Raw genomic sequence first — 18,385 nt, 5'->3', positions numbered from 1 at the left:
ATTTTCTCTGTCAAAGCGCAAAAAGTCAACTGCTTGTTGCGTAAAGACATAATTTGTTGCATTATAAGTTGCGAAATCCATAAAAAATCGAAAAAATAATAACAAAGGCGGAAATGCGCAACAAACACCTCCGCCTTTGTTTCACAGGCACTAGATTCGCTTTTCCCGATTGAAGGGTTGACCGAGTGCGGTAGGCCCGAGCAGTTGGCTTTCCCTGCTGAAGGCAAGCACCACGATGACCAATACATAGGGAAGCATGACAGCAAACTCATAGGGGAAGTTGATCCCTTGTCCCTGGATGGCCAGCTGCAAGGATTGGGCCAGACTGAACAAGAGAGCTCCCCCCATGATCTTCACCGGATGCCAGTGACCGAAATAAACCAAGGCAACGGCGATGAAGCCGCGTCCGGCGATGATCTCATCGCTGAACATTTTTGCCTGGCACAGGCTCAGGTATGCGCCTGCCAGACCAGCCAACGCACCGCCGACGGCCAAGGCTTCGAAGCGTACCCGGTTCACCTGGATGCCGATGGAGTCTGCAGCCCGGGGATTGGTTCCCACAGCCCGTACCCTCAGGCCCCAGGGGGTCTTGAAGAGGATGTACCACGCGGTCGGGACGAACAGGAAGGCAAGATATACCAACACATTGTGTGAGAAGAAGATCGGGCCGAGGATGGGAATCTTGGAAAGGACCGGGATCGGAAAGCTGTCGATGCCGGGAACCGATTGCGTACCACCGATGAAATGGCGGAACAAGGTCCCTGCCGTTCCGACGCCGAACATCTGCAGTCCAATGCCCGCAATACCCTGCGGAGCGCGGAACGTTACGACGACGAAGCCGAACAACAAGCCGAACAATGCCCCCACTCCCATGGCGACCAACAATCCCAGGAGGTTGTAGATGCCCGGAGTATCGGCTCCGTGTCCTACGCTGTAGGGGATCAACATGCCCAGGAATGCTCCCATCGCCATGATGCCCTCACAGCCGAGATTGAAGATACCCGCCCGTTGGTTGAACATTTCCCCCAAGGAAGCGATGAGCAGGGCGACGGAAAAGGGAATACCCAGACTCAGGATGTTTACGATGAAGTTCATGCTTCCACCTCCTTGGATTTCTTGCCCAGATTCTGATATTTGCGCCACATCTTCTCCATGAGATAGGGGTCGGCCAAGATCATCTTGGTGGCAACGATGACCAGGATGATGACGCCCTGCAGCACATTGACCATGTTTGCCGGGACGCCGACCATTCGCTGGGTCATGTCAGCCCCTACGATCAACAGACCGAAGAAGAAGGATGCAGGTATGATACCCGCCGGATGCAGGCCTCCGAAGAGCGCGACGACAATTCCGCTGAAACCATACCCTCCAGTGATCCCTTCGATGGCCCGACGATGTACGCCTGCAATCTCAATGGCTCCTGCCATTCCTGCGAATGCACCGCTGATGACCATTGCGATGACCAGATACCAAGTCACGTTGATGCCTCCGTACCGGGCGGCGCGCGAACTTGCTCCTGCCGCCCGCATCTTGTAGCCGTAGCTGGTCTTCCAAAGCAGGAAGTAAATCAGCAACGCCAAGAGGAGTGCGAAGAACAGTCCGGTATGCAACCGTGTACCATGCAAAAATCGGTCAAGCCAAATGTTCTTGGTAAGTCGCATCGATTGCGGTGTACCGCTTCCCATGCTGATCTCTGCAGGGTCGAGCATCGGACCGCGGAGCAAGAACGTGTAGAACTGTGCGGCAATGTAGTTGAGCATCACCGTGGAGAGTAATTCACTGACCTGAAGCTTCGCTTTCAAAAATCCGGGGATGAAGCCCCAGATTCCGCCGCTGATCGCTCCGGCGAGAATGGCCATCGGCAGCAACACTACCTTGGGAAGCTCAGGGAAGGCGAGGGCCACGGCGGTGGTCCCCAGGATTCCCATGGCCATCTGGCCTTCCGCACCGATATTGATGATGCCGCTGCGATACGCCACTGAAATGCCCAAGGCGATGATGGTAAGCGGTATCGCCCTGAGGAGCACCTCACTGAGCTGGAGGGTGGTTTTCAGTGGCTCCAAAAGAATGACCAGGTAGGTTTTCAATACGTCGGCCCCAATGGTCATCAGAATGATCGATCCGATCAACATCGCAGCCAGAATGGCCAGGATGATGATGGTAACCTTGTAGAGTAATCTAAACTGTTTGGTCATCTTTGACTCCTGCCATCAGAATACCGAGGCTTCTGCGATTGGCCTCGCTGCGTTCCAGTACCTTCTGGATCTGTCCCTTGAAAATGACAGCCACCCTATCGGACAGGTCAAGGATCTCATCCAGTTCCTCACTGACCAACAGGATGCCGATTCCTTCCTTTCGGATCTCAAGCAGCTGTTTGTGGATGAACTCTGCTGCCCCGAGGTCCAATCCTCGGATGGGATAGACGGCGATCAGAAACTTCGGTTTTCTCGAGATCTCACGGGCAAGGATGACCTTCTGGATGTTTCCTCCGGAAAGTGATCCTGCGGCCACGGCGATGTTCGGGCTTCGGATATCAAATTTCACCCGCAGGTCATTGGCGTTCTTGTCGATGATCTTGTTCTTCAAAAAGGAGTGGTTGGCGAATTCGCTACGGTCCGAATCCTTGAGAATCAGGTTTTCCCGAAGTGAGAAGGATGGGACGATACCCTCGGTATTCCGTTCCTCGGGGATATAGCCCATGCCCGCCTCGATGATGTAATGGGGGCTCTTGTTGGCGATGTTCTCCCCAAAGAAAAGGATCTCACCGCTTTCCACCTTCCGCAGGCCGTTTATGACTTCGGCAAGTTCACGCTGTCCATTGCCCGAGACCCCGGCAAGTCCGATGATCTCGCCGCAGCGGATCGTCAGATTCAGGTCCTTCAAGGCAAGGAAACCACGGTCGCTTTTCACATTCAGGTTCTTGATCTCAAGGACGGGTGTCCCTTCACAGGATGCTTCCTCATTCTGGGGGAGTTCGACTTCATGACCGGTCATCAGCGCGGCGATATCGGAAGGGGAGTGCTCGTTGGTGTTTCCCTCAAAGACCACCGCCCCATGGCGCAGGATGGCGATTTTATCGGAAAGGTCCTTGACCTCCTGCAGCTTGTGGCTGATGAAAATGATGGAAAGTTCACTGCTCATCCGTTTCAGTAATACGATCAACTCATCGGTTTCCTGCGGGGTCAGTGCGCTGGTTGGTTCGTCGAGAATGAGGAACCGCGCACCAAGACAGAGCGTCTTTACCAGTTCAACCCGTTGTTGCTCTCCCACGGAGAGCTGCCAGATATATGCGTCGGGATCAACCAGGAGCCCGTATTTCTTCGATACTTCAGTAATTCGGTCACGAACCATTTGCAAATCGAGTTTGAATGCTGACCAAGCCTGTTTGAAGCCGAGGGCGATGTTCTCCAATACCGTCATATTGGGAACGAGCATGTACTGTTGATGCACCATGCCGAGCCCAGCTGAGAATGCGTCGTTGGGGGAGCGGAAATGCATTTCCTCTCCGTTGATGAGGATTCTTCCCTCATCAGGCTGGTACAGACCCATGAGAATGTTCATGAGAGTGGTCTTGCCAGCTCCGTTCTCTCCTACCAGTGCCAGGACTTCGCCTTCTCCTACCGAGAGGGTGATATCGTCACTTGCCAATACGCCGGGGAAACGCTTGGTGATGTGCTCCATCCTGAGACTGGAGATTTTTTTTGTTGTGAGTTCCATGGGGGAATCCTCCGTGGGGAATCAGGAAAAGAACACAGTCATGCAGGATGCATGCATGACTGTGTGGTGTGTGGATCAAAGCTTGGTATAATCAACCGAAGTATAGTTGATGGTTCCGCTCTTTGCCTTGAAGGATGCAATCGCCTCGTTGACCTTGTTCTCGATGGCGCCGGTATACTTGTCCTTGAGTGCGGGGTTGAACTCGAAGACGAAACCGCCGTTATGGAAGTTCATCGGAATGACCTCTCCGCCCTTGATGCCGGCATCATGCTTCTCAACCAGTCCGATGATGACCGAAGCATAGTTGTAGGAAGAAGCTGCGATTACCTTGTAGCCTTCGGGGATGTTGATCTGAGCGATGTCCTGGCCGACCCACCAGATGTCCTGGTCGCGGTAGTCTGCGACAGCGCGAAGCGCACCGAGTGCCTGCTGGCTGGAGCCGGTCAATACGTCGGCACCGCTTCTGATCTGGGACTGGGCGATCTCGCCGGCTTTGACGAAGTCGCTGAAGGAGCCGGAGTGGGCGACCATGATCTTGGCCTTCGGGTTGACCGCCTGTACGCCGAGGACGAAGCCGCGATTGTACCGGGCTGCGTCGCCCGCATCGACAGGTCCAACCAAGCCGATGATGTTCTTCTTGGTGGTCATGCCTGCAATGAGTCCTGACAGATAGCCGGTCTCTTCACTCTCGGGCATGTAGGTGAATACATTCGCAGGTCCGATTTCGGCACTGGTTCCGAATGCAAAGGTTACATCAGGATACTCTTCCGCCATTTCCAGAATGAGGTTCTTGTACTGGGCACCATGGGCGATGATGATGTTGTATCCCTGTGCCACATACTGGCGGGCTGCCGAACCGGCGTCAACCGGCTTCATCTTTTCGGTGTAGCTGTACTCGATGCGTCCGGGAAGCTGCTTCTGGGCAGCGAGGATGCCGTCATGCATTGCCTGGCACCATCCTTTGTCGTCGATGGTGTTTTCGATGATCAGGGCAATCTTGATCACGTTGGAGTCAGCCTTGGCAGCAGGGGCGGCCTCGGTGCTTCCAGCTGCAAAGATTGCAGAGCTTACAAGCGCGAGACAGAACACGATTGTCAGAATCTTTTTCATACAAGTTCTCCTCTGGAAATGTCGACCCACCATGGTGGGGTTCAAGCTTTTTTCAGTATAGGGGTAGAACGGGAACCCTGTCAAAAGAAATTGCTTGAAAGATAACATATCATTATTTGAGGAATTGAGTTATCTGTGATTTTATTGTGGTAAATTTGAGAAAAGATAGTATTTATTGTTGCAGATTTATTGATTGCGCAAAGTATGAAATCGTAACTGCACCATTGATATACGGTAAAAAACTAGACAATACTTCCAGGATGTATAGATTTTGCATTCATTGTTGCAACAATTGTTGCACGTTGTGCAGCTTGTTGCAGATTTGTACCCATGATCAACTCGCGGGTAAGCGCCGCTCCCAGTGCATCTCCGCAGCCGATGGGATTGAGCGCCTCAACCTGTTGTACCGGTACCGTAAAGAACGACGGTCCTTGCACCCAGGTCTCCCGATTGCCCCGGGAGAGCACCACCGTCGTTCCGTATTGCCGCTGAAGATCCGCAAGGATCGGACGGATGCGGCGTTCCAGACTGGTCGTATCCTCCTGTTCTCCGACCTTCAGGCCAAGGAATGTATGCGCTGCCTCGCTGAGATTCGGTTTGATCACATCCACCCTGTACGGCAGACAGGCCAACAGGTCGGCACCCTTCAGATCGAGCAGGACGAACTTGCCCTGAAGCTTCGCTTCCGCAACGAAATCTGCATACAGGTTCGTATGGTACCCCGGCGCACGGGTGCCGGTGATGATCACACCGTCACAGCTTCCTACGGCTTGGGAAAAGAGGGAACGGATTGGTTGCTCCGTGCCGGCATCCACGGCATACGGCTCCTGCACCAGTTCGGTCATCCTCCCGTTTTCCAGGATAGTGGTGCAGGTGCGGATCTCGCTGTTGCTGTCCGCCCACAGAATCTCAACCTTGTCCTTGCTGCAAAGATCGAGCATTTCCTGTTTTCTTGTTCCCCCAAGATGGGTGAGCAGCACGCTTTCCTCTCCAAGCTGGCTTAGAATCCGCGCTGCGTTCATCCCCTTTCCCGATGCGTCGAGATAATGATCGCTGCATCGGTTCACTTCCCCGAGTGTGAACGAGGAAAACTGCATGGTTACCTGGAAGGTCGGGTTGAGACAGACGGATAGGATTCTCATGTCAGCGCCACCGTCAAAAGCGGATGGTTCGCAACCAAGCGTCGGTACGTGACCCCTGTTTGGTCGAACATCCGTTTGGAAGCCTTGGTATTGTCCTCTTGAGCGTATTTGTCGGAGAGGAATACCACTTCCTTGATCCCCGATTGGATGATTGCTTTTGCACATTCGTTGCAGGGAAACAACCCTACATAGAGCGTACAACCCTTGAGACTGTTGCTGATGGAGTTGAGGATGGCATTCAGCTCGGCGTGACAGACATACGGATATTTGGTGTCAAGCCAGTCCCCTTCGCGTTCCCAAGGGATGTCGTCATCACTCACCCCGATGGGAAACCCATTGTAGCCGACCCCTACGATCTTGTGGTCGGGGTTCACAATGCAGGCTCCCACTTGCGTGCTGGGGTCCTTGCTGCGCATAGACGAGAGGACGGCTACGCCCATGAAATACTCGTCCCAACTGATGTAATCCTTACGTTTGGGCATGTGTTCTCTCCTTATCCTCTAGATACTCAAGTATCGTTTGTGTCAGGGAAACCTGGATGGAATGGTACAACGGCAGTGCATGGTGGCTGTGTTTATAAGGGCCCATGTGGGTGACCAGCTTGGTGAATGCACTACTACCGTTCTCCTTCTCTATGATCGAAAGGTTCTTGAAGGGGATGGTACGGTCGTTCACATCATGGATGGAAAACAAGGGGCAGGTGATTTTAGGCAGGTCGCGGCGTACCTGTTTCATGGCGTGGACCAGGCTCAACCCGGCCCTGACGAACAGACCACCGTATCCGATCCAATATTCGCTTCCATCCTCACCGTTCGGATCGCCTTGGATTGTCCTTGCCTGTATGGCTGGTGTAAACAACGCAAGGGTCCTGGCTGCATATTGGCGTGCATCGGTGAAGATACCATCCTTGATGCTGTTGTAGACTACGGGGGCTGCGATGGTAACCAGTTTGTCCGGGGCCAAGTCGGTCGAGCAGTAGGTCTGCCCGAGTTTGAGCGTCATCATTCCTCCCATGCTGGTACCCAACACGTACAGCTTTGCATAGCGGATGCGCAGCTGCTCGTAATAGGTACAGAGATAGGCAAACCATTGGGTGAACGTGGTATATACGAACGCCTTTGGATCGGTACCGAAACCGGGAAGCAACGGCGCATACACATCCATGCCCGCTTCAGAAAAGCGCTTGGCGCTGTAATAATAGATGGATGGGGTGGAGGGGAACCCATGGACGAGCAATATCGCCGTATCGGAATGGTTTTGGTAGATGATGCTCTTTGCATCATCGCAAAACGTCTTCGATTCATCGACTTCCAGCGGTTCGGTCCGTTTGTCGCGATACCCGAACAACGTGGTGTTCCACAGTATGAAGAGTATGCATAGGAGTATGATGATCATCCACATACTCCCCACTATAGCCGAGAGCGTAGCCAAAGAAAAGGGGAAAGAAAACCAGGACCCGAAAACGGGTCCTGGGAATAGGTGAACAGGTTTGCCTAGAGCAGTGTTTCCATAAAGGGAACAACGGCCAGCAGAACACCGGCGGCTACGGCCGAACCGATTACCCCGGCAACGTTCGGACCCATGGCGTGCATGAGCAGGAAGTTCTGGGGATCGGATTCCTGGCCGACCTTGCTGGAAACACGGGCGGCCATCGGTACAGCCGAGACGCCTGCGCTTCCGATCAGGGGATTGACCGGGTGCTTGGGATCGAGCTTGTTCATGATCTTGGCGATCAAGACACCGGCACCGGTACCAATGGAGAATGCGATCATACCGAGGAACAGGATGCCCAAGGTATTGAGGTTGAGGAAGTGTGAGGCCTCCATCTTCGATCCTACGGAAAGACCGAGGAAGATGGTGACGATATTCATCAGTGCATTCTGCATTGTGTCGGACAGCCTGTTTACCACGCCGCATTCCTTGGCCAGATTGCCGAACATCAACGAACCGATGAGCGGGGTGGCGGAGGGAAGCAGGATGGCACAGGTGGTCAGAACGGTGATCGGGAAGAATATCTTCTCAAGCTTGGAAACCGGACGAAGCTGCTGCATTTTGATCATCCGCTCTTCCTTGGTGGTCAAGGCACGCATGATCGGGGGTTGGATGATGGGGACCAGAGCCATGTAGCTGTATGCTGCAACGGCAATGGGACCCAGCAGATCCGGGGCAAGTCGGCTGGTTACATAGATGGCCGTAGGGCCGTCGGCACCACCGATGATGCCGATGGATGCGGCTGCATGGAGGTTGAAGTTGATCCCCGGGATGAAGCTGAGAGCCAGTGCACCAAGCAGAGCGACGAAAATGCCGAACTGAGCTGCTGCACCGAGAATCAGGGTCTTGGGATTGGCGATGAGCGGGCCGAAGTCCGTCATGGCGCCTACGCCCATGAAGATCAGGATCGGGAAGAGACCGGAGGCAATACCCATGTCGAACAGGAGCTTGATGAATCCCGGGTCGCCGGTATTGGGGTCGACGCCGGCAATAAAACCAAGCGGAATGTTCGAGAGGATGCATCCGAATCCAATCGGGACGAGCAAGAGGGGTTCGAAACCCTTCTTGATGGCAAGATACAAGAGGACAAAGCCGATCAGTATCATCAGGAAATTCCCGATGCCGAACCCTTCGGCCAGCCCTAGGAATCCGAACAGTCCTGTGGACTGCCAGAGCTGATTAAACGCAGAAGCAATCATACCAGAATGTCTCCTTTACGCGATGACGAGCAATTCGTCATCACTCTGCATCTGCTGGCCCTGGCTGACACAGATCTTGGTTACTACGCCATCACAGGGTGCGAAGATCTCGTTCTCCATTTTCATGGCTTCCATGACCATGACCTTCTGATTCTTGGCAACTTTCTGTCCTTCCTTGACTTCAATGCGAAGCACAAGACCGGGCATCGGAGCCTTTACCGATACCGCCTCGTGGGAGGGTGCAACAGCAGCAGCGGCAGCAGGAGCCTGAGATGCGACCGACTGGGTTGCGTCGATGGCCTTCTGGTCGATCCCAAAGCCAACGTTCAGAGGATAGCTTACGCCGTTGACGGTGGCATTGTCCTTGCCCAGCTTGATGCCGTAGGCCTTACCGTTTACCGTGACGGTATATTCGCCCTTCTTCTTGGCGGCTTCCTCTTCGCGGTCAATCTTGTAGATGCCGTTCACCTGAGCTTTGCCGGTAAGATACAGGATACCCTTTTCCTTGCAGGAAGCAGCAATGAAGATATTCTCATCGGTAAGAGGCAGTCCTTCCTTCTCCAACATGGCTTTTGCTACGGCGACACCCTTTTTGGGATCGGCGTCATTGATGTCCACAACCTTCTTGGTGGTGGGTTCGAGTTTCAATTGTTCTGCGCAGGCTTTCACGACCTCTGGATCGGGAGCAACCGGAGTCTTTCCGAAATAGCCGAGGACCATCTTGCCGTACCCTTCAGCAATCTTCTTCCAAGGTCCGAACATGACGTTGTTGAAGGCCTGCTGGAAGTAGAACTGCGAAACCGGGGTGACGGAGGTGCCGTATCCACCCTTGGCTACCGTCTCGGCCATGGCTTCGACGATGGCAGGATACTTGTCCATCATGTTGTTGTCCCTGAGCATCTGGGTGTTTGCCGTCAAGGCGCCGCCGGGAAGCGGGGAGAACGGGATCTCCGGGTTGACCGTCATGGCTTCGGGGGGAACGATGTAGTCTTTCATGCAATCCTGGAATACGGCTTCCGCTTCGCGGATTTTCTTGATGTCGATGCCCAGATCATAGTCGGTATTGCGCAGTGCATGCCACATGGTGATGATGTCCGGCTGACAGGTACCGCCGGAAACCGGCATCATGGACAGGTCAACCTGGTTTGCTCCGGCGTCAAGCGCACTGACGTACTGCTGGATGCAAACACCGGCAGTGTCATGGCTGTGGAATACAATGTTCATGTCCTTGCCCAAGAGCTTGCGTGCGCGTTTGATGGTTTCATGCACATAGGCCGGGGTGGAGGTTCCGCTTGCGTCCTTGAAACAGACGGATTGGAATTCAATGCCTGCATCCATGATCTGCTTCAGTGTGGCTTCATAGAAATCGGGATCGTGGGCGCCGACGGTGTTGGGAGGCAGGCTCATCATGGTGACGACCACTTCATGGCGAAGCCCTGCATCCACAATGGCTTTGCCGCTGTCGATCAGATTGTTGACGTCATTGAGGGCATCGAAATTGCGGATGGTGGAAATACCGTGCTTCTTGAAGAGCTTGGCATGCAACTTGATGACATCGCGCGGCTGGGAGTCGAGACCGACTACGTTTACACCACGGGAGAGGGTCTGCAGATCCGCATCAGGACCGGCTACCTTACGGAATTCGTCCATCATTTCGAAGGCGTCTTCATTGGAATAGAAGTACAGTGACTGGAAGCGGGCGCCGCCGCCGGCTTCGAAGTGGGTGATGCCGGCCTCGCGGGCAGCAGCAACTGCGGGCATGAAATCCTTGGTGAACACACGTGCTCCATATACAGACTGGAATCCGTCACGGAACGCGGTGCACATGAACTTGACTTGCTTTTTCATTTGAGAATGACCTCCGGGTGGTTACTTATTCTTTCGACTTGGCGAACGCGGCCACAATAGCTGCAGCAATTTCTCCCTCGCTTACGGAGGGTACTGCAGAAGAGGTGGCAGCTGGGTGGCTGCTAACGACGGTAGCAGGTTTCTGAGGTGCGAATTTCTTGACAAGGGCACTCATCCCTTTGGAAAGGAACACCAGCAACGTAAGAAACACAAACACCGTTCCCATGCCCAGGAGCATCAGGATGACTCCGTTCTCCAGCTGGGTAATAAGTTGCTCTTTCGGTAGTTGCGCTAAGAATACCATACGAACTCCTAATACTTTTATCGTGACCGCAGTCCAAGACTGCGAGAGACACACTCGACCAAGTATATCGGAATACCCATGGATGTTTCAAGTAATTCCAATACAAAAGATTATGGTATCTTTCAGTCCGGAAAGCAAATCAATGCGTTACCCCTCAATTTCTTAGAGGCGGGCGATTCAGGTTTTTTCAGCTGTCTTAAGCAGTTGTGTTCGTTTTTCCGCGTCTTGTATGTAACTTTCAACAAATTGGGGTGCTCTTGGTATAGTACGAAAACTCGATCCCAACCCAGACCGCAAAGAGCGCTTTTCTTGTCCTTATCTTGTCTGTTTTTACGCTTTGTCGTATGGTACCGGATGGCTGATATGCCCAAGGAGAAAGAACAATCGATGTCTGAAGGTGTTGATTTTGCACAACGGATCGCCGAGGATAAGGCGATCAGGAACCATATGGATAAGATCGGACGGAAAATTCTGATCATGAGCGGAAAAGGCGGGGTGGGAAAGACCACCGTCACGGTCAATCTGGCGAATGCCTTGGTTGACAGCGGCTGTACCGTCGGCGTTCTGGATACCGACCTGCACGGCCCGAACGTAGCGAAGATGCTTGGCTGCGAGGCGGGAATCCTGACCACCGAGGATGGCGGCGATACCTTCTATCCGGTCGAAGCACGACCCGGTTTGAAAGTGATGAGCCTGGCATTCGCCATTCCCGACCGGGACAGCCCGATCGTCTGGCGAGGTCCGATGAAGATGGCCGCCATCCGTCAGTTTCTTGCACAGGCCGATTGGGGGGAATTGGATTATCTGTTGATCGATTCTCCTCCGGGAACCGGAGATGAACAGCTTACCGTTTGTCAGACCATTCCTGAATTGACCGGGACCATCATTGTGACCACTCCCCAGGAAGTCGCCATTCTTGATGCCCGGCGCAGTGTGAACTTCTCCCGCAAGATGGGAGTTGCAATCCTTGGGGTCGTGGAGAACATGAGTGGTTTGATCTGTCCCCACTGCAGCACCGAGATTCCCATTTTCGGGATCGGCGGCGGCAAGAAGATGGCCCAGGACATGAGCGTACCCTTCTTGGGAAGGGTTCCGCTTGAGGTACCCTTGATGGAGGCTGAGGATGCAGGCAAGAGTTATCTGCACACCAATCCCGACAGTCCTTCTTCTGTGGCTATGAAGCAGATAGCACGCTTGATCAACAGTGGTACGGCGGTGTCATCCCACCGGAGTACCGATTTTGCGGGGACCGCTTCCTGTGCCCCCTCGGCATGCAGCACCTGTGGCAGCTCTGCATGTGCCTCACGCAAAGGAGACTGAGCATGTTTGATCCGTTCGCCCAGGATTCTGGGAAGACCAACGACCATCTGATTTGGAAATCAGGTACCCGAAAGACGGTGTTCCACGGTCCCATCTTCGATGTGTGTACGATCGATCGGGCAAGCAGCGATGGAAGACAATCGGTCTTCATCGAGGTGGAAAGCCCCAATTGGGTCACGGTCATTCCTTGGTTCAGGGATGCGAACGGAGTTCCCCATTTTGTCATGGTGGAGCAGTTCCGCCATGGCTCTGCCACCATCACCCGCGAATTTCCCGCAGGGGTGGTGGAAAAGGGTGAACTGCCGCGTAATGCTGCGCTTCGTGAGCTGCAGGAAGAAACCGGTCTGGCCGTACAACGCTTGACTGAGTTGGGAAATGTAAGTCCCAATTCTGCATTCATGACCAATCGTTCCTATTTTTATCTTGCTGAAAGGGCAGAACATGTCCATTCTCAGGCGCTGGATGCCAACGAGCAGCTGGAAGTGCTTTCCGTTCCGGTTGCAACGGTGGTGGAGCAGATGGGTACGGGCATCTATGATAACGGCATCATGATGATCGCCTTGGGATTTTTCCTCAGGGAAGCCCGAAAGCGACCTTCTTTGATCGCCACGCAGAAGGAGTAATGCAATGAAACGAATTCGTCTGGTAATCGGTATCGTATTGGTGGTTTCCTCCCTGCTTTTCACGTCTTGCATGTCCACCCAGGATGTGGTTCGGACGATCGAGGTGTCGGCTTCCGCCTCAGTGAAGCTGACGCCCGATATCGCATCATTCTCCATCGAGGTGTCGGAGCTGGGTAAGACGACCAGCGAAGCCCAGCAGCTGGCCAATGAGAAGATGGCCCAGTTGCTTTCGGTGCTGCGCACCCACAACGTTGCAGAGAAGGATATCAAGACCACGATGGTCAGCCTGCGGCCCAGTTACGATTGGATTGACGGCAAGCAGATTCTCAACGGTCAGGTTGCCAGCCAGAGCCTGACGGTGACCTACCGCAATCTTTCCGATCTAGGGTCGGTGATCGACCAGATGGGTCAGGTCAGCGGCATCTATCTGAATTCCGTCAACCTGGATAAGGAAGACAAGCGTGAGGCGCTGGAGCAAGCCAGGGCCCAAGCGGTGCAGAATGCACGGGACAAGGCATCCCTGTATGCCCGGGAAGCGGGTATGGTCGTAGCTGAACCGATTACCATCAGTGAATATTCGACTGCTTCCAATCCGTATAGCCCACGACCGAAAATGGCTCTGGCAAATGACGCCGCATATGTCATGGCTACCGAAATTCCTACTGGAAGCATGGAAGTTACGTCTTCGGTCTCCATGGTATTCCAAATGTATGGGAAATCACGGTGAAAATATGCTTATCTGTATTTTGTATAAGAAATTAGACTTTTTCGGAAAAAGGGCTTAACAGAAACATTATTTACTGTTATAGTGTATATGTCCGAACGGATGGGCGAAAGACTTATGTCATGAATCCTCCCACCGTACGTCCTGCTCGTTTTTTCCCCCTCAGTTCTGAGGTAACGAATGGGACAGACCCGCGCTATAGCGGAACTCCTTCAAGGGTGCAAGCTTGAGGGAGTTTTTTTTTGGCTCAAATCAATTTCTGTGTAGGGCCTCTGATCCAACACATCAGCTTTGTGCAGGATAGGAAGGCTGTCCAATACTTGATGCAACAATGCTGATGCTTTCGTTGCACAACCGCTGGTGTAATTCGCCCCGGTGCGTTCTTCTGTGCTCATATGATACCCATCATGGGTTCCTTTTGTATTCTGCTTATTCGGCATGCAGCGTATCGAGCACCCGTTTGCATGACTCAATGGTCGTCAGGATTTCCTGTTCAGTAGTTGCATGCCCAAGGCTGAAACGTACGGTTCCCCGGGGGAATGTACCTATTGTCCTGTGCGCTATGGGGGCACAGTGAAGTCCGACCCTTGTTTCAATCCCGGCATCCAAAAACAGTGCATCAGCAAACTGGGCGTTGTCCAAGGAAGGAAGATCAACGCTGATTACACTCGTACGTGCAACCATATTCTTGGGACCAACGACTTGCATGCGTGAATCTGAGAGGAAGTAGGTTAATAATGACTGGGTTAGGGAGTGTTCAGTCTTGATGATTGATTCCTTGTTTTCTTGGATATAGTCCAAAGCAGCCGAAAGACCAATGATTCCCGGAAGATTCTGCGTTCCTGCCTCGAATTTATCGGGAAGAAACTCAGGCATCTCGAGCAGGTCGCTTTTACTTCCCGTACCTCCGCATGCCCAGGGTTTAAGTAGATGCGCCAGTTGATCTGAGAGAACCAATCCGCCGACTCCTTGGGGCCCGAGCAGGCTTTTGTGGCCGGTGAACGCGATTGCATCAAGACCATCTTCATGTATGGAAAGCGTACTTGATAGGGGTAATTGGGCGGCATCTATCAGAATCAGTAATCCATATTGCTTGGCTATGAAGGCAGCTTCCTGTACCGGCTGGATGGTGCCGGTGACATTGGACGCTTGGGTCATGATGATGGCTTTGGTTTTCCTATTGACGAGCGAAGGTATGTATTCAAGTTGTACCTTCCCTTCTTGGTTGCACGGAATGATGGAATACGGAATGCCCAGACGAGTGAGCGGCCGCATGACTGCATTGTGTTCCATCCCGCTGACCAGTACATGGTCGTCAGTGGTAAACAATCCTGCAATGAGTGTGTTCAGTGCGTGCGTAACATTGAGCGTGAAGGTGACGTTACGACTGTTGGAAGCCCCGAAAAATGTTCCCAGTTTATCCCTGCATTCATCAATGAGTCCGGCAGTTTCGTATGCGCGGTCATATCCGCCTCTTCCGATGTTGACCGCGTGGTCGGTGATGAATGTCAACATTGCAGATGCAACAGGCGGAGCCTTGGGCCATGAAGTGGCCCCGTTGTCCAAGTATATGGTCTTCATACTGCAAGCCTATCATAAAAAAGTTGAAATTCCCATTGTATTTTCAAATACACAACGGTTACAATCTATACCCATAAGGGGGGATTATGGACATCCTAAAGGAAAAGAAATCGCTTGCTATTGCCGGAACGATTACGGGAATAATTTCCGTAGCTCTGGTTCTGTTCGGGAATCCCACGAACATGGGGTTCTGTATTGCCTGTTTCTATCGGGATATTGCCGGTTCGCTTTCTTTGCACAGTGCTGCAGCGGTTCAGTATGCAAGGCCTGAAATCATCGGATTGCTTCTTGGCTCCTTGCTCATCAGCATGGCCCGCAAGGAGTTTAAGCCAAGAGGGGGATCCAGCCCAGTCTTGCGCTTTGTCATTTCTTTCTTCGTGATGATTGGGGCATTGGTGTTCCTGGGGTGTCCGTTCAGGATGATACTCCGGCTTGCCGGGGGGGACCTGAATGCATTGGTTGCACTGTTTGGGTTCATTGCAGGAATCATTGCAGGTTCGTTGTTGCTGAATCGGGGGTTCACCCTCGGGCGGAGCATCAAACAGTCTCCGATTGAAGGAGGTGCAATCAGCATTGTCTTCTTCGTACTCCTGTTGATACTGATTTTTATTCCCTCTCTGCTCAAGTTCAGTACTTCCGGTCCTGGCAGCTTGCGGGCTCCGATTATTCTCTCTCTGGCTGGGGGTTTGATTGTAGGATCTCTTGCTCAACGTAATCGCTTCTGTATGGCTGGAGGCATCCGGGATGTATTCTTGTTTCGGGACACAACCTTGCTGATCGGATTGGTTATGGTATTTGTCGCAGCATTGGTAATGAACCTCGCAACAGGACTCTTCAAATTTGGGTTTGTCGGACAGAGTGTCGCCCATACCAATTGGGTGTGGAATTTTCTGGGGATGGCCTTGGTTGGCTATGGGTCTGTGCTGCTTGGTGGTTGTCCTCTCAGACAGACGATTCTGGCAGGGGAAGGAAACAGTGATAGTGCCATGAGTGTACTTGGAATGCTGGCAGGAGCCGCAATGTCTCACAATTTTGGTCTTGCTTCTTCCACGCAAGGGCCAACGGTCGGTGGCAGAATTGCAACCATTCTCGGTTTTATCGTGATCACAACAATTGCATTGGTGGTCATCCAAATCCAGAAGAAGGGGGTAGTATATGGAAATTGATGCACGGGGATTATCCTGTCCGCAACCGGTTCTTGAAACCAAGAAAGTCATCGACAAGAAAGTGGCGGGCCTGTCAGTTCTTGTTGACAACATAGCAGCCAAGGAAAATGTGAGTCGTTTTGCCAAAGCGATGCAATACGATGTCGTAGTGAATGTCACCGATTATGGTTGGAAATTGGATTTGCAGAAACTATGAACCATTTCATCGCCACGTTCTTTAGTCAGTATGGGGCGGTGCAATTTCTCAAGCTTGCAAAGAAAAACCACATTCCTTGCAGATTGGCACCGGTACCAAGGTTTCTCTCTTCTTCCTGCGGTACCTGTGCCCATTTTTCAGGAGATGGTTGGGATACTGGATTTGTCATGAAGGATCTGGAGATCATCTACAAAGTCACCGATACGGGATATGAGGTGATCTTCCAGACCGACGAATCATCCAGAATGCAGTAATCGGACGTTTGGGAAACCACAAGAGAATTCGTTCATCATGGTTTCTCGCATCAGCATACAAGGACCAGGCTGTTCTAGGAAAGAATAGTTGTGTCAGGATCTTTGGATTATCTGTGTGACGATTATTCCTTTCCGGCTCATATCGAGAGGGAAGATCCTCTTGATATGAGCTGTGATAGACTTTGATGACCGGGTTGGCGTATCCCATATGGAGTCATGATTGGTTGCCTGGCATACAGGAGCGGTAAAGATCGACCGGTATCTTCCGTTATGCAAACACCGATGCCATATAGTCGTTCAGACTTGCGCCTTCATACATGATGCGGTACAGCGCCTGGACCAAGGGGAATGAATCGGCCACCCCTTTTTCCCGGGTCATCTCACCCATCAGCTTTACAGTTCTGCTGCCTTCGATGACGGTGGCCGATCCACCGCTGTTTTCGATGGAAAACCCTTTTCCCATCAACAAGCCCAGGGTACGGTTGCGCGACAGGTCGTTGAGGCTGGTAAGCCCGAGATCTCCGAGTCCGCAATAACAGAAAATGGTTTCGGTATCGCACTCGAAGAGCGAGAGGAAGCGGCGCATCTCACCGACCGCCTTGGTATAGATCAAAAAGTCGACGTTGGGTGAATTGAACCGTCCGCTCACCAAGCCTATGGCGATGGCATACATATTCTTGAGGATGCTCATCAACTCCACCGAACGGATATCGGACGTATAATCCAGATACAGACCGGTGTCCTTGAGTACTTCGTGCTTGAATACCTCATAGTCTTCCCGTTTGCCTCCAAAGGTGAAGGAGGAGGGAAGGCCGTGCAGCACCTCGATGGCAAAGGTGGGGCCTTTCATGCTGGCTGTATGGGAAAACGGGATTTGCTCGGTGATGAACGCTCCGTCGTCGCTCATTCCCTTGGCCAGATTGATGACCATGCAGGAGCTCTTGGTTAGGCTCTTGATTTCCTCGGTGAACGGCACGATCACCTTGGAAGGAATGACCAACAAAATGCAGTCTGCATGACGGAAGATCTGCTTGTCGGTCGTCGCCCTGATGCTGGTATTCAAAAAATGGGTGGGAAAATACTTGGTGTTGCGGTGGTTCTTGTTGATGTCATCAACCACTTCCTCCTCAATGGACCAGAGGATGACGGTATTGGTGGTATTCCAGGAAAGTCGTTCCGCCATGGCGGTGCCGAACACACCGGCGCCGGCGATTACGATGGTCTTATAATGTTGCAAGGCTGTTCTCCTTGGCCATGCGGCCAAATCATGGTTTTATGGGGAATGTCAGCTTCGAAAAAGACGGAAGGGTCTTGGACAATGAATCCCAGGCGTTCATAGAAGCCCATGCTTCGAACCTGGGCGTGGATGTACAAAGGACCTGAAACCATGCTGAGGGCACAGCGAACCATCAGTTCGCCCAAACCCTGCTTCCGAAAAGACGGAAGGATGGCTATCCGTTCCAACTTGGTCCCTTCCTCGGTTTTCCGTATTCTCAAAGTCCCTACCGGTTCACGGTCGATCAGGAGCAGAAGGTGATCGCACGTTTCATCCTTCCCGTCGAAATCAATCGATTCACTCACTCCCTGTCCTTGTACGAACACGATGCGGCGCACCTCTTGGCAGGAGGGGAGGTAGGTTTTCAGGCTTGCTGATCCAGCTTCAAGAAGGATGACAGTTCGTTCCATTCTGTCCATAATAACGACAAGCGG

General features: G+C 52.6%; 19 protein-coding genes. 6 read left to right on the top strand and 13 right to left on the bottom strand.

What is annotated here, in order from left to right:
- Nucleotides 1-150 precede the first annotated feature (150 nt).
- The 10 genes from AB7C91_RS08440 to AB7C91_RS08395 form a co-directional block, all read right to left on the bottom strand.
- Complete coding sequence (locus tag AB7C91_RS08440) at nucleotides 151-1,095, bottom strand: ABC transporter permease (RefSeq protein ID WP_332446028.1); 945 nt, start codon at nucleotides 1,093-1,095, stop codon at nucleotides 151-153.
- Nucleotides 1,092-2,195: an ABC transporter permease gene (locus AB7C91_RS08435; RefSeq protein ID WP_332446029.1), complete on the bottom strand. Its 1,104-nt coding sequence runs from the start codon at nucleotides 2,193-2,195 to the stop codon at nucleotides 1,092-1,094. The genes AB7C91_RS08440 and AB7C91_RS08435 overlap by 4 nt, the downstream gene beginning before the upstream one ends.
- Nucleotides 2,179-3,717, bottom strand: a complete 1,539-nt coding sequence (locus AB7C91_RS08430) for an ABC transporter ATP-binding protein (RefSeq protein WP_332446030.1) — start codon at nucleotides 3,715-3,717, stop codon at nucleotides 2,179-2,181. Before AB7C91_RS08430 ends, AB7C91_RS08435 begins: the two co-directional genes overlap by 17 nt.
- Before the next feature lie 75 nt (nucleotides 3,718-3,792).
- A complete protein-coding gene (locus tag AB7C91_RS08425; protein WP_332446031.1) occupies nucleotides 3,793-4,827 on the bottom strand; it encodes a BMP family protein in 1,035 nt (344 codons plus the stop codon).
- 242 nt (nucleotides 4,828-5,069) lie between these two features.
- Nucleotides 5,070-5,969: a 1-phosphofructokinase family hexose kinase gene (locus AB7C91_RS08420; protein WP_428590566.1), complete on the bottom strand. Its 900-nt coding sequence runs from the start codon at nucleotides 5,967-5,969 to the stop codon at nucleotides 5,070-5,072.
- Nucleotides 5,966-6,451, bottom strand: a complete 486-nt coding sequence (locus tag AB7C91_RS08415; protein WP_332446033.1) for a dCMP deaminase family protein — start codon at nucleotides 6,449-6,451, stop codon at nucleotides 5,966-5,968. Before AB7C91_RS08415 ends, AB7C91_RS08420 begins: the two co-directional genes overlap by 4 nt.
- Nucleotides 6,438-7,364 (bottom strand): alpha/beta hydrolase, encoded by a 927-nt coding sequence (locus AB7C91_RS08410; RefSeq protein ID WP_428590563.1) that lies wholly within the window; start codon nucleotides 7,362-7,364, stop codon nucleotides 6,438-6,440. Before AB7C91_RS08410 ends, AB7C91_RS08415 begins: the two co-directional genes overlap by 14 nt.
- A 98-nt stretch (nucleotides 7,365-7,462) precedes the next feature.
- Nucleotides 7,463-8,659 carry a sodium ion-translocating decarboxylase subunit beta gene (locus AB7C91_RS08405; RefSeq protein ID WP_332446035.1) on the bottom strand — a complete coding sequence of 399 codons (1,197 nt, stop codon included), beginning with the start codon at nucleotides 8,657-8,659 and terminating at the stop codon, nucleotides 7,463-7,465.
- Between the two features lie 15 nt (nucleotides 8,660-8,674).
- Complete coding sequence (locus AB7C91_RS08400) at nucleotides 8,675-10,507, bottom strand: biotin/lipoyl-containing protein (protein WP_332446036.1); 1,833 nt, start codon at nucleotides 10,505-10,507, stop codon at nucleotides 8,675-8,677.
- Between the two features lie 25 nt (nucleotides 10,508-10,532).
- Nucleotides 10,533-10,811: an OadG family protein gene (locus AB7C91_RS08395; RefSeq protein ID WP_332446037.1), complete on the bottom strand. Its 279-nt coding sequence runs from the start codon at nucleotides 10,809-10,811 to the stop codon at nucleotides 10,533-10,535.
- Nucleotides 10,812-11,198: 387 nt separating this feature from the next.
- On the opposite strand from AB7C91_RS08395, the gene AB7C91_RS08390 reads away from it, so the two are divergent.
- The 3 genes from AB7C91_RS08390 to AB7C91_RS08380 are packed head-to-tail and all read left to right on the top strand — an operon-like array spanning nucleotide 11,199 to nucleotide 13,481.
- Complete coding sequence (locus AB7C91_RS08390; protein ID WP_332446038.1) at nucleotides 11,199-12,131, top strand: Mrp/NBP35 family ATP-binding protein; 933 nt, start codon at nucleotides 11,199-11,201, stop codon at nucleotides 12,129-12,131.
- 2 nt (nucleotides 12,132-12,133) lie between these two features.
- A complete protein-coding gene (locus tag AB7C91_RS08385; protein ID WP_332446039.1) occupies nucleotides 12,134-12,754 on the top strand; it encodes an NUDIX hydrolase in 621 nt (206 codons plus the stop codon).
- Nucleotides 12,755-12,758: 4 nt separating this feature from the next.
- Entirely contained in the window at nucleotides 12,759-13,481 is a 723-nt protein-coding gene (locus AB7C91_RS08380; protein ID WP_428590558.1) for an SIMPL domain-containing protein, read from the top strand.
- Nucleotides 13,482-13,907: 426 nt separating this feature from the next.
- Here the strand turns inward: AB7C91_RS08380 and AB7C91_RS08375 are convergent, their stop codons facing one another.
- Nucleotides 13,908-15,059, bottom strand: coding sequence for an aminotransferase class V-fold PLP-dependent enzyme (locus tag AB7C91_RS08375; protein ID WP_428590555.1), 1,152 nt, complete (start codon nucleotides 15,057-15,059; stop codon nucleotides 13,908-13,910).
- An 86-nt stretch (nucleotides 15,060-15,145) separates the two neighbouring features.
- On the opposite strand from AB7C91_RS08375, the gene yedE reads away from it, so the two are divergent.
- From yedE to AB7C91_RS08360, 3 genes are read left to right on the top strand one after another with little or no spacing between them, the layout of a single operon-like run.
- The gene (gene yedE, locus AB7C91_RS08370; RefSeq protein WP_428590552.1) at nucleotides 15,146-16,225 is read left to right on the top strand and encodes a YedE family putative selenium transporter; all 1,080 of its coding nucleotides are present in this window, start codon (nucleotides 15,146-15,148) and stop codon (nucleotides 16,223-16,225) included.
- Nucleotides 16,215-16,421: a sulfurtransferase TusA family protein gene (locus AB7C91_RS08365; RefSeq protein ID WP_332446043.1), complete on the top strand. Its 207-nt coding sequence runs from the start codon at nucleotides 16,215-16,217 to the stop codon at nucleotides 16,419-16,421. The genes yedE and AB7C91_RS08365 overlap by 11 nt, the downstream gene beginning before the upstream one ends.
- Nucleotides 16,418-16,675: a DUF3343 domain-containing protein gene (locus AB7C91_RS08360; protein ID WP_428590548.1), complete on the top strand. Its 258-nt coding sequence runs from the start codon at nucleotides 16,418-16,420 to the stop codon at nucleotides 16,673-16,675. Before AB7C91_RS08365 ends, AB7C91_RS08360 begins: the two co-directional genes overlap by 4 nt.
- Nucleotides 16,676-16,943: 268 nt before the next feature.
- On the opposite strand, the gene AB7C91_RS08355 is transcribed toward AB7C91_RS08360, so the two are convergent.
- Nucleotides 16,944-17,912, bottom strand: a complete 969-nt coding sequence (locus tag AB7C91_RS08355) for an NAD(P)H-dependent glycerol-3-phosphate dehydrogenase (RefSeq protein WP_332446045.1) — start codon at nucleotides 17,910-17,912, stop codon at nucleotides 16,944-16,946.
- Nucleotides 17,888-18,385 (bottom strand): GNAT family N-acetyltransferase (locus tag AB7C91_RS08350; RefSeq protein WP_428590544.1); only part of this gene is annotated, 498 nt, incomplete at its 5' end. The genes AB7C91_RS08350 and AB7C91_RS08355, both read right to left, overlap by 25 nt.

The sequence above is a fragment of the Sphaerochaeta sp. genome, assembly GCF_050256055.1.
In the GTDB taxonomy this organism is placed as follows: Bacteria; Spirochaetota; Spirochaetia; order Sphaerochaetales; family Sphaerochaetaceae; genus Sphaerochaeta.
Note: the sequence above shows the minus strand (reverse complement) of the source record. Positions and strands in the feature narration are given on the sequence as shown.

Excerpts from the sequence above, each read along its gene's own strand:
- AB7C91_RS08440 (WP_332446028.1), bottom strand. The coding sequence starts at position 1,095 with ATGAACTTCATCGTAAACATCCTGAGTCTGGGTATTCCCTTTTCCGTC.
- AB7C91_RS08435 (WP_332446029.1), bottom strand. The coding sequence starts at position 2,195 with ATGACCAAACAGTTTAGATTACTCTACAAGGTTACCATCATCATCCTG.
- AB7C91_RS08430 (WP_332446030.1), bottom strand. The coding sequence starts at position 3,717 with ATGGAACTCACAACAAAAAAAATCTCCAGTCTCAGGATGGAGCACATC.
- AB7C91_RS08425 (WP_332446031.1), bottom strand. The coding sequence starts at position 4,827 with ATGAAAAAGATTCTGACAATCGTGTTCTGTCTCGCGCTTGTAAGCTCT.
- AB7C91_RS08420 (WP_428590566.1), bottom strand. The coding sequence starts at position 5,969 with ATGAGAATCCTATCCGTCTGTCTCAACCCGACCTTCCAGGTAACCATG.
- AB7C91_RS08415 (WP_332446033.1), bottom strand. The coding sequence starts at position 6,451 with ATGCCCAAACGTAAGGATTACATCAGTTGGGACGAGTATTTCATGGGC.
- AB7C91_RS08410 (WP_428590563.1), bottom strand. The coding sequence starts at position 7,364 with ATGATCATCATACTCCTATGCATACTCTTCATACTGTGGAACACCACG.
- AB7C91_RS08405 (WP_332446035.1), bottom strand. The coding sequence starts at position 8,659 with ATGATTGCTTCTGCGTTTAATCAGCTCTGGCAGTCCACAGGACTGTTC.
- AB7C91_RS08400 (WP_332446036.1), bottom strand. The coding sequence starts at position 10,507 with ATGAAAAAGCAAGTCAAGTTCATGTGCACCGCGTTCCGTGACGGATTC.
- AB7C91_RS08395 (WP_332446037.1), bottom strand. The coding sequence starts at position 10,811 with ATGGTATTCTTAGCGCAACTACCGAAAGAGCAACTTATTACCCAGCTG.
- AB7C91_RS08390 (WP_332446038.1), top strand. The coding sequence starts at position 11,199 with ATGTCTGAAGGTGTTGATTTTGCACAACGGATCGCCGAGGATAAGGCG.
- AB7C91_RS08385 (WP_332446039.1), top strand. The coding sequence starts at position 12,134 with ATGTTTGATCCGTTCGCCCAGGATTCTGGGAAGACCAACGACCATCTG.
- AB7C91_RS08380 (WP_428590558.1), top strand. The coding sequence starts at position 12,759 with ATGAAACGAATTCGTCTGGTAATCGGTATCGTATTGGTGGTTTCCTCC.
- AB7C91_RS08375 (WP_428590555.1), bottom strand. The coding sequence starts at position 15,059 with ATGAAGACCATATACTTGGACAACGGGGCCACTTCATGGCCCAAGGCT.
- yedE (WP_428590552.1), top strand. The coding sequence starts at position 15,146 with ATGGACATCCTAAAGGAAAAGAAATCGCTTGCTATTGCCGGAACGATT.
- AB7C91_RS08365 (WP_332446043.1), top strand. The coding sequence starts at position 16,215 with ATGGAAATTGATGCACGGGGATTATCCTGTCCGCAACCGGTTCTTGAA.
- AB7C91_RS08360 (WP_428590548.1), top strand. The coding sequence starts at position 16,418 with ATGAACCATTTCATCGCCACGTTCTTTAGTCAGTATGGGGCGGTGCAA.